Origin of the sequence: Neobacillus novalis NBRC 102450 (assembly GCF_001591805.1) — a bacterium.
Classification (GTDB): domain Bacteria; phylum Bacillota; class Bacilli; order Bacillales; family Cytobacillaceae; genus Neobacillus; species Neobacillus novalis.
The window spans coordinates 217,055-229,768 of the sequence record NZ_BCVP01000010.1 but is presented as its reverse complement, the minus strand read 5'-3'; the positions used below and the strand labels follow the sequence as shown (position 1 = coordinate 229,768).

The following is a 12,714-nucleotide window of genomic DNA, read 5'->3' as shown; positions in this document are numbered from 1 at the left end:
CTTGCAATCCCACACAATTACGTTAAACATTAATGAAGAAATCCATATAGTTGCTGTCAAGGCAGCTGATACCCTTTTATATACAATAAGAGGTAAGCTGGGCCTTACAGGGGCAAAGCCGGGCTGTTTAAATGGAGATTGCGGGGCATGCACGGTGAACGTCGACGGCTGGCCGATGAAATCGTGTTTGATGCTTACGGTAGAAGCGGTTGGGAAAAAGGTTACCACGATTGAAGGACTGAGGGAGACTCCCATTCAACAAGCTTTTGTCGAAAACTTCGCTTTTCAATGCGGCTATTGCACACCCGGTTTTATTATGAACTGCCATTCGTTAATCCAGCAGCATCCGGATGCCGATGATCAAACGATTAAAGAGTGGCTTGAATCGAATATTTGCCGCTGCACTAGCTATATTGAGATAGAGAAGGCTGTGAAATCAGTGTTAAACAAGAAATGAAGGCGCAAAAATGGCGACCTTCATTTTTTTATCGCTTCCTCTTTCCTGATTTTGGTATTCTATTACTAGAAAAATAATTGTGCCCGTGAAAGCGAAAAAAGGATCCCCACGGTCACAAAAAAATTAATTTTATCCGAGAAGCTGGAAAAAGGTCCTACTCAATGAGCCCCAAAAAGGAAAAAACTGGATATTGGCACTCTGAGAGGTTCACAGTGCCCATGAACACAAGAAAAAGCCAAGAACGGGCACTCTGAGAGGTTCACAGTGCCCATGAACAAAAGAAAAAGCCAAGAACGGGCACTCTAAGAGGTTCACAGTGCCGTTTAACAAAGAAAAGACGGCCCGAGGAGCCGTCTTAATTATTGGTTTTTCATTTGAAAATACGTATCCAGTACCCTTTGGCCAATCCTGAGGCTTGCCCGATTATCTATGGTTCCTTCGTAAGCCCATGGAACTAACACCGCCATGGCCACTTCGGGATTTGCACTTGGGGCATAGCCTATCAGGCTTAAGTTCATAACGGGAGGCGGTTCTTTGCCATAATTACTGCGCAAGGGGCCATCATAAAAGGCTTCGGCGGTTCCCGTTTTTCCTGCTGGTGAGTAAGCAGCCTTTCCAAAGAAATTATAGGCAGTTCCTCCCGGCTCCTGCATCACCTTTTTAAAGCCTGTTTGGACATTATACATCCATTCTTTTTTCACATCGATGGTATTCAGGACGGTAGGATGGATTTCTTGAGCGACAGTTCCAAGTTCATTGGATTCAACGGCAGTCTCACGAAATTCTTTCACCACATGGGGCTGCATACGATAGCCGCCATTTGCAATCGTTGAAGCATACTGGGCCAGCTGCATCGCCGAATACGTATCATATTGACCGATAACAAGGTCGAACAAATAACCTGGGAGCCTACTTTGCCCTTTTAATCCGGTCTGCTCATTTGGCAAATCAATTCCCGTTCTTGCTCCAAGGCCAAAGGAAGCAAACGAATTCCGAATATCCTCAAAGGCATTTTTGTTACTGAAATTCAACGGTTGATCGTATTCATAATGACCTTTCCCGATTCTAATCGCGGTTTGGAACATATAAACGTTGGAAGATTTCTTTAAGGCATCGAGTTCATTCAATTTTCCTAAATAAGTATATGACTTTTTAATCGGGGTATCTTTTATCTTTATCCCAGCATCATCAAAAGAGGTACCAGGAGAAATGGCACCTGTTTTATAACCGGTTAAAATAGTTGCCCCCTTTACTACAGAACCAACGTTGTAGGTTGTCGTAAAGGTTCCGAGTGCGTCATCTTCCATTTCTGACCTGCCCGTTTCTTTGTTTTTAACAATTTTTTTCCCGGACATTGTTAAGAGCTCACCTGTTCGCGGGTCCATTAAGACGACGTAGGCACGGTCTGTAAGTTTCGTCCCTGGTGATTGCTTTGTGACCCATAGCTCCTCTTCAACAATCTTATCGATCGCCATTTGCAAGTTCATATCAATCGTTAAAACGAGATCTTTCCCTTTTTTCCCAACGCTCATAACATTGGTTTCAATGATATTGCCTGTTTTATCAATACTATTTTTAATCTTTGATTTCGTACCATGAAGAACATCCTCATACTGAAGTTCTAGCTGACTTTTTCCAATGCGGTCATTGAGACTGTAGCCTCTTGCCAAAAAATAATCCAATTGTTCAGCAGGCAGACCTTCATCAGATTTTGTTACCTTCCCTAACACAGATCTTAAGGTATTTTCAAAGACGTAGGACCGCTCCCAATCGGTTGTCGTATCAACCCCAGGAAGGAATTGAAGATTTTCACTGACAATCGCAAATTCCTTCTCGGTAACATCTTCATTTTTGACGATTTGCGGTGTAAATTTATAGCCGCTGTTAAACTCACGGTAAATCGCCAATACTTCAAGTTCCTCTTTTGTAAAAACTAATTCTTTGTCAGTAATGCGGTCTAATTTAAACTTATAGATGTCTTTATCGGTTAATTTCTTGTCATCATATAAGGCTCTTTCATTATCAGTAATTTTAGCTTCAGCTAACTTGGGATACTTCATAATCCAGAATTCCCGCTTGTTCCTGTCCGTAACTTTATCCGTGTTTTTAGTAATCAATTTGGCTAATTTTTCTGCTGTTGCCAGCATTTCTTTTTGGCTGAAGCCTTCATTTGTAAATGTGATTGCTTTTTTTGGAATATTATCGACGATAACTTTGTAATCCCGATCGTAAATTTTTCCTCGCGGTACTGGATTACTGATGGTAAAATCTTCTTTTCTATCCAAATCCCTTTTGAAGTTTTCTCCATATACAATTTGGACAAATCCTAATCGTAAAATAAGGACGGAGAATAGTAAAAACACACTAAAAAAAAGTATATTCAATCGAAAGGGGAAATGGTTTTTTTTCTTTTTTTGTTGCTCCAACGTGTATCCACATCCTTTTACCTACGATTCATTTCTTTTATTATGCCTTATCTTAAAAGGGGGAACAACAAATAATGGAAATTCTCTTCAAAATTTAAGGAATAATCTAAACAATCAGTTCATTCCCTTATGGATAGAAAGGAATCATTTTATCAAAACTAATTTTATGACTTGCTAAAGGAGGATTACTGATGGAAAAGCAAAACCAACAGCAAATGCAATCACAAAGCTTTAACCAACAACAGATGCAGCAGCAGGAAATAGAGCAGCAGCAAAATCAGCCAATGGTGGAACAGCAATTTCAAACTGGGAAGCAGCAAGCGCTCCAATCACTGCAACAGGCAGCAACTACCATTCAGCAAAACGTTTCGATGAACAATCCCCAGGCAATGCAGCAAGCTGCTCAGCAGCTTGGACAGGCAGCTGCCCAGCTAAATCAAATGCAAGGGCTTGCGGTTACCCAATCGCAAACGGCGCAGCAGCAGCAACTAGAACAGATTCTGCAGCAAATTGAACAGGCCGCGCAAACACTTAGCCTGGTTGAATCCTTAAATCAGGGAAATTACAGCTTCAAAAAAGGGTAATGGAATCGGAGATCCCAGTCTTTCTAAGGCTGGGGCATTATATTTTGCTCAAATTTTGTTCGTCTTTGCTTGCAAAACAGTCTTAACAGCTTCTTTAATTTCTTGGTACCCTGTGCAGCGGCAAAGATTGGACTGCATCCACTCTTCGATTACTTCATCAGTTGCGTTGGGCTCTGTTTCTGCTAATGCATGGCAATTTAAGATAAAACCTGGTGTACAATAGCCGCATTGAATCGCCCATTTTTCGACAAAGGTTTCTTGAATGTTAGAAGCCTTTAGACCCTCGATGGTCGTTATTGGCTGGTTGATTGATTCGATAGCCAGTGACAAACAAGAATGCATCGGTTCGCCGTTTATTAGGATTGTACAGGCGCCGCAATCACCATTTTCACAAGCCCGCTTCGCACCGTTTAAACCGAGCTGTTCTCTTAATGTAAGAAGGAGAGTGTCTGCGGAGCGAATGGTTACCTCATGACTGTCTCCATTCACATGTAATTTTACGACTGATTTAGATGAACCATTTTTGATCATGAAATCGCTCCCTTCAAAGCATCCAGCGCATCCTCTAACGCATTAATTAACACAAATTCGCGGTATTCTCTAGAAGCCTGAATATCATTGACAATTGGTGCTGGAAGGCGACTAAGCGCTTGTTCAATCCGCTTTTCGATTGAAAGGGAAGAATCGTTTAACGCCGCTTCCATTTGAGCAGACCTAAATGGATACGCACAGACTCCGCTAAATGCCGCACGGATCTGGCTGTCTTTTGCAATCGCAGCAAGGGATACGACAGGATAACCCACCTTAGAGGTTTTTGTTTTTTTTATGCTGATATACTGGTAAGAGGCGTAGGACTTTTCTACTAAAATTTGTATGAGGAACTGCCCAGGTCCCAATTTCATTTCTTGCTGAAAAACATCTTCGAATGCAAGAACCTGTTCGCCCTCTTTGCCGGCAATTTTTACTTGCGCGTCCGCCAATAGCAGCGGAAGTACCCCTTCGCGATAGATTAACCGGCTATGAAGATTGCCGCCAATCGTAATTTTGTTTCTAGATGTATGGTCTGCAACCTGTTTGACGGCTTGACCAAGAAGCGGAAATAAATTGGACTTGGCAATTTTATTTAATGAAACGGCGGAACCGATAACCAGCAGGTCTCCAAGGGATTCCAATACTTGGCATTCAGGAATCCCTTTTAGATCAATAACGGCGTCAGCGCTCAATTTATTTATTCGCGAAAAAGTAATAAATTCTGTCCCACCGCTATAATAGATGACCTTTTTGCCCTGGCTCTCGATATCCTGAAACGTCTGAATTGCCTCAGTTATCGAATCGGGTTTGTAATATTCAAAGTCAAACGGAATCATTTCAAGTGCTCCTTCTTTGTCTTCCAGATTAACTCAGGAATTAATGGCAAATGATTCAACTCTACTTGTGCAGCCGCGGACAGACTGTTGGCTAGTGCCCCCGCCATGCCAATCACCCCATATTCGCCGATTCCGCGTGCCCCGTATGGCCCGTCAGCAGCAGGGGATTCAATAAAGTCGACCAGATATTCGACAGGCTGTTCGCCAAATCTGATGATTTGATAGGTCCGTAATTGCGGGTTTTGAACAATTCCTCCTTCATCAAAAAGAAACGCCTCGCTGCTGGCAAAGCTAAGACCTAAATACATGCCGCCTCTCATTTGCTGGGTTGCGGTCGCCGGGTTAATGATGGTGCCGCCGTCAAGCACTGTAACAGCTTTTAAAATTTTGTAGGTATAATCCCTTGTATCCCATTCGACTTCAATTGCCTGTGTTCCGACAGACCACCACGGTCCCGGCTTACCGAACCCTGTTTCCTTATCCATGGGGGTTAAATGTCTTTGAATGTATTTTCCATGACCTACTACCTGGCCTTCCACTGCATGCCCATTTGGGTATTGATAACCTAATGCGATATCTTTTATTTGGACACCATAATCGGGATTTGGTTTTAAATAAACGCGACCGCCGCCAACCTCTAAGTCCTCCTTAGAACATTTTAATGCGATTGAGGCGGTTCTTTTTAGCTGCGATATCGCATCATCACAGGCAGCTAAAACAGCTCTTCCCGCTAGAAATGTCGTACTACTGGCAACCGTCCGCCATTGATGCGGGTCATAGGAGGAATTGACTTCCATCGTGATATGAATCTTATTCATTTCCAGCTTTAATCTTTCAGCGATGATTTGCGCTAAAATGGTTTTTGTTCCTTGTCCTAATTCAATCGCCGCGCAGTTCAAATTCACACTGCCGTCTGCTTCAAACTTTAGAATTGCTCCTGACTGGGCATTCGTGGCCGTTGTCGATGTTTTCCAAAAAGTACTAATCCCTTTTGCTCTTATTTTATTGTTGCTGATTTCGAGCCGCTGCCCCTCATCCCATTGAATGAGTTCCCTTGCTCTTTCTAGGCATTTCAACGTATCGCCAATGTTATTAGCGGTAATGACAGACTGGGTTGGTGAAGTGTCACCGGGTTGAATCGTATTCATTTTTCGGAGCTCGATAGGGTCAATCGATAATTTTTTAGCAAGCTGGTCCATAGTGCGCTCGACGGCAAAGGTAAGTTCCGGATGGGCGTACCCCCTGAAAGAGGTAGCATAAGGGTGATTGGTGTACATGCAATACGAATCACACCAAACATTCGGGACATTATATGGTCCTGTACAATCAAGGGCCATCGCACGGGTAATTCCAGCCGCCTGGTCCGTATAAGCACCTGAATCAATCAAAAACGTGTATTGTCCTGCGATGATTTTCCCGTCTTTATTGGTTCCAAGCGAAATCGTCGCTTCCACGCCAATGTGGCACGGAGCCGTAATCAGATCTTCTTCGCGCTCATAATTCAACTTCACCATTTTTCCGCCAATGGCTTTTGAGGCTAAATACGCGAGTGGTTCCAGTTGGACAGTGCCTTTCCCTCCAAATGCACCGCCGACAATTGTCGTGTGGACAATGATATTGCCCAGTTCAATATTAAAGAATTGATTCATGACTTTTTTTATCGTAAAAGGTGATTGCGTCGTGGTATGAATAATCACCTTGCCGGAAGATTTTATTTCGACCCTAGTACTTCTTGTTTCTAGGGCAACATGATCGGATAGGTTAAAAGAGTAGGTTTCTTTCACCTTTGTCGTGCAAGCTTCCCAGGTCTTAATGAAATCACCCTTGCGAATCTTAATATGGCTGCCAATGTTTGTTCCCTGAACGGGGTATACATTGCTAATGATCTTCATGTATTGGCCAGAGTTTTCATGGACTAAGGGAGCTCCAGTTTGGAAGGCATCCCGTACTGAATTGACCACCTGCAATGGTTCGTAATCGACTTTTACGAGGGCGGCAGCTCTTTTTGCTTGGTGTTCATGGTCAGCAACAACGATGGCTACCGGTTCGCCGTAATAGCGAACTTTTTCAATCGCCAACGGAGGCCGATCTGCGAGGATTGGACCAATATGATATGGAAACATTTTTCCTGTGATAATCGCCCGAACTCCAGGTACCTTCCATGCCTCTGTTGAGTCAATTGAGTTAATCTTAGCGTGGGCATAGCTGCTCTTAACCAGCTTTGCGTGGGCCAAACCAGGTAACGTATAGTCGTCTATGTATCGAACTGTTCCCGCTGCTTTTTCAACGGCATCAATTCTTTGTATCGGCTTTCCAACTGCCGTCCCTGTTCTGTCCTGCATAAAATATAGGCCTCCTAAATACGTTATCGACTAAGCGTAGTCCTGCATCAGAGATTAGTTTTTCCTCTTATATGTTAAATTTATACAGATTTGATTATTAGTGAAAGGTAAAAGCTAATTCGTTAACGTCGAAATCCTTTCTATAGCTAAGAAAAAGTTTTCTAATTTTTTCCCCTATTTGAATTTTTAATTTATAATAAAGTGGATGTGGCGGTTTCTGCAACTGCCATTCTTTAAGTAATAGAATCATGTTTAGGGGGGCTACATATGGAACAGAAAGTGATCGATCTAGATTTACAGACCGCATTGGAACATTTTAGGGTATTAGATGAAAAAATCACGCATTTTTCAAGTATTATTGGTCTGACTGACTGGGATTCAAAGGTTATGGCTCCGAAAAAAGGGCGAAATGTGTTTGCAAAAGCTATCGGGACCTTACGGACGGAAGTGTTTAAACTTTCCGTTTCAGAGGAAATGGGCAATTTGTTAGCAATATTATCAGCTGCAAGTAATCTGGATGCTGTGACAAAAGCAAAGGTTCGAGAATATAGAGAGTACTATCAAAAATCGAAAAGTATCCCTGCAGACCTTTTTCAGGAATACAGCATCTTAACGGGCCAAGCCAATGATGCCTGGGAGGAGGCGAGAGCCAACAATGATTTCGCCCACTACCTTCCGTATTTAGAGAAAATAGTTCAATTTAGGCGGAAGTTTGCGGAAATTTATGGCTATGAGGAGCATCCGTACGATGCACTTCTCGACGAATTTGAACCAGGTTTAACGGTGAAAAGACTAGACCCGTTATTTGCTAAACTTAGAGAATCAAGCGTTAAACTATTAGAGCGGATTCAGAAACATGGAAAGCCGACAGCTGTCGAGGTTTTTGATCAATCATTTGATATTGAGACCCAAAAAGCATTTAACCGCTATATTCTGCCGATTATTGGCTTTGATATGAAAGCCGGCAGACTGGATGAAACCGTTCATCCTTTTGCGCAAACGGTTACGATTGGCGATGTCCGCTTAACAACTCGTTATCTTGAAAAAAATGTCCGTTCCGCCCTATTCGGGACGATTCATGAAGCAGGGCATGGCATTTATGAGCAGCATGTAAATCCGGAATATGAGGAATCTGTTCTTCAGAGCGGAGCATCGTTTGGAATTCATGAATCGCAATCAAGATTTTTAGAAAATATGGTCGGACGGAGCAGGGAATTCTGGTATTATTTTTACCCGCAGCTTCAAGCCCATTTTCCTGCACAGCTTGAAAATGTTAGTGTTGACGAATTTTATCGTGCCGTTAACACTGTACAGCCGTCGTTTATCCGTGTAGAAGCAGATGAATTAACGTATAATCTTCATATCATGCTGCGGTATGAAATTGAAAAAGACCTGATTGCAGGGGTGATTGAAGCAAAGGACCTGCCGGCTATTTGGAACCAGAAAATGCATGATTACCTAGGGGTGACACCAAGTACAGACACGGAAGGCGTCCTTCAGGATGTTCATTGGTCCTTTGGCGGCATTGGCTATTTCCCGTCTTATTCATTAGGTAATCTATATGCAGCGCAAATTCTTCGGACCATCCAAAAAGATTTGCCGGAATTTTATCACCTCATTGAAAATGGCCGCTTTGACCTGCTACAAGAATGGTTAAAGGAAAACATTCATCAATATGGAAAGCTTTATACACCGAATGAACTGATTGTGAAAGTAACCGGTGAGGAATTAAATGCCGACTATCTTGTCGAATATCTTGAGCAAAAATACTGCGAGGTATATGGATTATAATCGTTCTAATGCTTCACATTGACAACCGCTTAATAATATACTATATTAATAGTAATAAAATATTTCCTTTTTAAAGGGGAGTAGCTGCTACAATAAAGTCGTCACTTCGAGAAATCCATCTCCGGCTTTATTGGCAACATGGACGTTGTTAGCAAGACCTTTACTTTACGGTAAAGGTCTTTTTCTGTTTTCTTCAGGCCTTTACTGTCATCAGTAAGGGCCTATTTTTATTGGCGAGAGGGAACAATTTTAGAAAAAACTTACTTTAGAGGAGGAAATATTCATGGATTTTAGTTTGTTACTGGAATACGGCTGGGTGTTAGTTATTTTGGTGGGCTTGGAAGGTCTTTTGGCAGCAGATAATGCCTTAGTCCTGGCGATTATGGTTAAAGATCTTCCTGAAGAAAAGCGAAAAAAGGCTTTATTTTATGGCCTGGCCGGAGCGTTTGTGTTCCGTTTTGCTTCACTATTCGCAATTTCGTTCCTTGTGGATGTGTGGCAGGTGCAAGCGATTGGTGCGCTATATCTATTATTCATGGCGGGGAATCATATTTTCCGCAAGGTTGTTAAAAGGAAATCGGAACAGCCTGTGAACCAGCAAGTTTCCAAAAAAAATAGCGGCTTTTGGATGACTGTGTTTAAAGTTGAATTAGCCGATATTGCATTTGCTGTTGACTCGATTCTTGCTGCTGTAGCGATGGCGGTTGTCCTCCCGGATACCCCACTGCCAAATATCGGCGGCCTTGACGGAGGAAAATTCTTGGTTATTTTTGCAGGTGGAATAATCGGGTTAGTGATTATGCGCTTTGCCGCTAATCAGTTTGTGAAGCTGTTAGAAAGAAGGCCAGGTTTGGAAATTGCTGCCTTTGCGATTGTTGGCTGGGTTGGTGTAAAGCTTGCTGTCTACACACTATCACATCCGTCATTAGGGATTCTTAGCGAGGAATTTGCCCATTCAACTGAATGGAAAGTAAGCTTTTACGTCTTGTTAGTCGGGATTGCGGCGGCTGGATGGTTTTTCTCCAAAGATAAAGCCAGTGAGTCAGTGAAAAAGGAACCGAAAATTTCATAACCTTTTTGGAAAGCAATTCTTTCTGTATGGGAGGATTGCTTTTTTAATTTCCAATTTTTTACCAAAAACTTCCGATTTAAGAAATTATTAATATTTCATTAATAGTCTGTTTAGTTTGGTCGTCTATTCTTATCATGTAACAACACTATGCCTTGAAGGAGGAAGAAAAATGAATAAGAAAGTCCTGGCCGCAGTTGGCGTCAGTGGATTATTAATGGCTGGAGGTGTTTTATCGGCATCTGCTTCCACATCTGGATACGACTTGTTTAAAACAGCAGTTAAGAAGACTCATACAATCAACAGTTTTACTGCCCAGACCTCAGCGTCCTTAACAGATAATGGCAAGGAGATTTACCAGGTTGATTCTTTGAACGCAGTAAATTTAAAGGATGAATCCGGAAATAGCACTGTCAGTGTGACAAATGGCGGAATCACTACAAAAGTAGATTATTTTTCAAAAGCGAATCAGACGGTCGTGAAGAGCAGCAAGGATGACAACTACTATGTAATAGACGAAAGTGAACATAAGAAAGAGTTTAAACGTAAGGAGCATAAAGATGAAAACCTCTCGCCGCAAATGCAAAAAGATGTAGAGGCAATCTTTGATGCTGTAACAAAAAATTATCAAGATATGATTACAACGAGTGTTGGTGCCAACGGAAAGACGGAGCTGCAGCTCGATCTATCTAAAAATCAAATTCCTGCCGTTGGACAGGCTGTTGTGTCATTCTTCCTTAAGAATATCGACCAGCAAAAGGATCATAAGGAAAAAGCAGAATTCGGCTCCTTACAGTTGGCTGACCTAAAACCAGAGCTTCCACAACTAAAAAATAACATTAACGTATCCCGTGTTGTCTTAAAAGGCATAGTGGATAAGAATGATTACTTAACCGGTCAAGAAGCGACTATTTATGTTTCCGGTGAGGATGTAAATGGTACACACCATGATCTTGTATTAATGCTTACAAACACATTCGATCAGTTAAATAATTCAAAAGTATCAGGCGTGGATTTGACAGGCAAAAAGGTTGTTAAAGTACAAGACAAGCATGATGGACATGAGGATTAATTTACAAAGGTAAAGAAAATAACCGATGTGGCAGGGGACATATTCCTCTGCCCTTGGTTCTAAAAATTGAAGAGTACAAGTGGGAAACTTGCTTATATAAAAATGCGTTAAAAAGGAGTGAGATGCGTGCCGGTTCTCGAACTGCGAAACGTAACAAAGCAATATAAAAATGGCCGCGGTGTTAAAAATATTAGTTTTTCCGTGGAACATGGTGAAATTTTCGGGTTATTAGGTCCAAACGGTGCCGGGAAAACAACGTTAATGAAGTGTATTGTGGCATTATGCCGTCCTGATCAAGGGGAAATAGTGATTAATGGGTATCATGTCATGGATCAATTTGAACAAGCAATGCAATCGGTTGGGACACTAATCAGCGGGGTCGAAGCGTTTGATTATTTAACGGCATATGAAAATCTCCTGTTAGCATCGAGACTGTATCCATCTCTTGAAAAAGGGAGAATTGATGAAGTACTCCAATGGGTGGGAATGGAGGCTCACAAGCATGAAAAGGTGAAATCTTTCTCAACAGGAATGCGTCAGCGTTTATATTTAGCGGCCGCCTTACTTTCCAAACCATCTTTTGTTATTTTAGACGAACCAACAAATGGTCTGGATATTGAAGGGAAACTTGATTTTCAGGAGCTTATTAGCCGGTTAGCTAGTGAGGAGGGTGTTACCTTTATCCTTTCCACTCATTTGATTGATGAGGTTGAACGTTTATGTAATCGAATCGCCATTCTTTCTAAGGGTAAAATTATTGGCGAAGTGGCTAAAAATCAATTAGCTGAAGGTCAAACCTTTGAATCTTTTTATATGGACAACATCCGTAAAGGGAAGGAAGTGAACGAAAATGTTGAACTTACAAAATGAGTGGAATAAGTTAGTACAAAAAAAATCAACCATTGTCTTGTTTTGCCTCTCAGTAATATTCCCTTTACTAGTTGGGCCGGCTATTCAAATGATGCAAAACAAGTTTGGTTTCACCGCATTCGATGGCGAGTCCTTCCCACTTGTGATATTAAGTTTAGCCGTATCCTTTTACCTGCCATTATTATTGGCCCTTTGCGTTAGTGATATGTTTGCTGGGGAACAAGAACAAAAGACACTTTCCTTCCTGCTTGTCCGTCCATTATCACGGTACAAACTGTTTACATCCAAGATTGTCTGTATTGGCATCTACTTATTGACGCTATTATTGCAGGTCTGCCTTTCATCATTAATAACAGGTGCCATCTGGCTCGAAAATTTCACCTTTACTGGTTTGTTAATGGGCCTCTCAGCGTTTTTGTTATCATGGTTTCCATTAATGGCAATTGGAATCCTCTTAAGTTTCCTGGCGTTATGGTTCGGTTCTAGCAGCAAGGCATTGACATTTTCTATCCTCCTTTACTTAGTAATGGTCGTTTTAACCTATCTTTTTCCAACCGTTGCCCAGTGGCTGCCGGCATACGATAATGACTGGTATCAGCGTTGGATCAATAATGGGATAAATATCGTCACTTTTGGCAGAACCCTTTATCTTTTATCATTTTGTGCATTATTCTTCACGCTGGGCTATTATAAGTTTAGCAAAAAAGAATTTTAAATTTAGAAAGTAGTGGAACAG

At 41.7% G+C, this 12,714-nt stretch carries 11 protein-coding genes; 7 read left to right on the top strand and 4 right to left on the bottom strand.

Going from position 1 to position 12,714, the window contains the following annotated elements; translation table 11 throughout:
• Nucleotide 1: 1 nt before the first annotated feature.
• The gene (locus tag BANVL01_RS09045) at nucleotides 2–457 is read left to right on the top strand and encodes a (2Fe-2S)-binding protein (RefSeq protein ID WP_066086009.1); all 456 of its coding nucleotides are present in this window, start codon (nucleotides 2–4) and stop codon (nucleotides 455–457) included.
• 359 nt (nucleotides 458–816) lie between these two features.
• Here the strand turns inward: BANVL01_RS09045 and BANVL01_RS09040 are convergent, their stop codons facing one another.
• Complete coding sequence (locus BANVL01_RS09040) at nucleotides 817–2,883, bottom strand: peptidoglycan D,D-transpeptidase FtsI family protein (RefSeq protein ID WP_066086013.1); 2,067 nt, start codon at nucleotides 2,881–2,883, stop codon at nucleotides 817–819.
• 191 nt (nucleotides 2,884–3,074) lie between these two features.
• Here BANVL01_RS09040 and BANVL01_RS09035 point away from each other — a divergent pair, with 191 nt between their 5' ends.
• Complete coding sequence (locus BANVL01_RS09035; RefSeq protein WP_066086017.1) at nucleotides 3,075–3,467, top strand: hypothetical protein; 393 nt, start codon at nucleotides 3,075–3,077, stop codon at nucleotides 3,465–3,467.
• 48 nt (nucleotides 3,468–3,515) lie between these two features.
• Here the strand turns inward: BANVL01_RS09035 and BANVL01_RS09030 are convergent, their stop codons facing one another.
• The 3 genes from BANVL01_RS09030 to BANVL01_RS09020 are packed head-to-tail and all read right to left on the bottom strand — an operon-like array spanning nucleotide 3,516 to nucleotide 7,176.
• The gene (locus tag BANVL01_RS09030) at nucleotides 3,516–3,998 is read right to left on the bottom strand and encodes a (2Fe-2S)-binding protein (protein WP_066086020.1); all 483 of its coding nucleotides are present in this window, start codon (nucleotides 3,996–3,998) and stop codon (nucleotides 3,516–3,518) included.
• Complete coding sequence (locus BANVL01_RS09025; protein ID WP_066086023.1) at nucleotides 3,995–4,834, bottom strand: FAD binding domain-containing protein; 840 nt, start codon at nucleotides 4,832–4,834, stop codon at nucleotides 3,995–3,997. Before BANVL01_RS09025 ends, BANVL01_RS09030 begins: the two co-directional genes overlap by 4 nt.
• Nucleotides 4,831–7,176, bottom strand: a complete 2,346-nt coding sequence (locus BANVL01_RS09020) for a xanthine dehydrogenase family protein molybdopterin-binding subunit (protein ID WP_066147816.1) — start codon at nucleotides 7,174–7,176, stop codon at nucleotides 4,831–4,833. The genes BANVL01_RS09025 and BANVL01_RS09020 overlap by 4 nt, the downstream gene beginning before the upstream one ends.
• A gap of 267 nt (nucleotides 7,177–7,443) precedes the next feature.
• Between BANVL01_RS09020 and BANVL01_RS09015 the strand changes: the two genes are divergently transcribed.
• The 5 genes from BANVL01_RS09015 (at nucleotide 7,444) to BANVL01_RS08995 (ending at nucleotide 12,693) form a co-directional block, all read left to right on the top strand.
• On the top strand, nucleotides 7,444–8,967 hold the full coding sequence (locus BANVL01_RS09015) for a carboxypeptidase M32 (RefSeq protein ID WP_066086027.1): 1,524 nt from the start codon (nucleotides 7,444–7,446) through the stop codon (nucleotides 8,965–8,967).
• A gap of 283 nt (nucleotides 8,968–9,250) precedes the next feature.
• Nucleotides 9,251–10,039 carry a TerC family protein gene (locus tag BANVL01_RS09010; RefSeq protein WP_066086028.1) on the top strand — a complete coding sequence of 263 codons (789 nt, stop codon included), beginning with the start codon at nucleotides 9,251–9,253 and terminating at the stop codon, nucleotides 10,037–10,039.
• A gap of 169 nt (nucleotides 10,040–10,208) precedes the next feature.
• On the top strand, nucleotides 10,209–11,108 hold the full coding sequence (locus BANVL01_RS09005) for a hypothetical protein (protein WP_066086031.1): 900 nt from the start codon (nucleotides 10,209–10,211) through the stop codon (nucleotides 11,106–11,108).
• Nucleotides 11,109–11,234: 126 nt separating this feature from the next.
• Nucleotides 11,235–11,978, top strand: a complete 744-nt coding sequence (locus BANVL01_RS09000) for an ABC transporter ATP-binding protein (protein ID WP_066086034.1) — start codon at nucleotides 11,235–11,237, stop codon at nucleotides 11,976–11,978.
• Entirely contained in the window at nucleotides 11,959–12,693 is a 735-nt protein-coding gene (locus tag BANVL01_RS08995; protein WP_066086038.1) for an ABC transporter permease, read from the top strand. The genes BANVL01_RS09000 and BANVL01_RS08995 overlap by 20 nt, the downstream gene beginning before the upstream one ends.
• Nucleotides 12,694–12,714 lie beyond the last annotated feature (21 nt).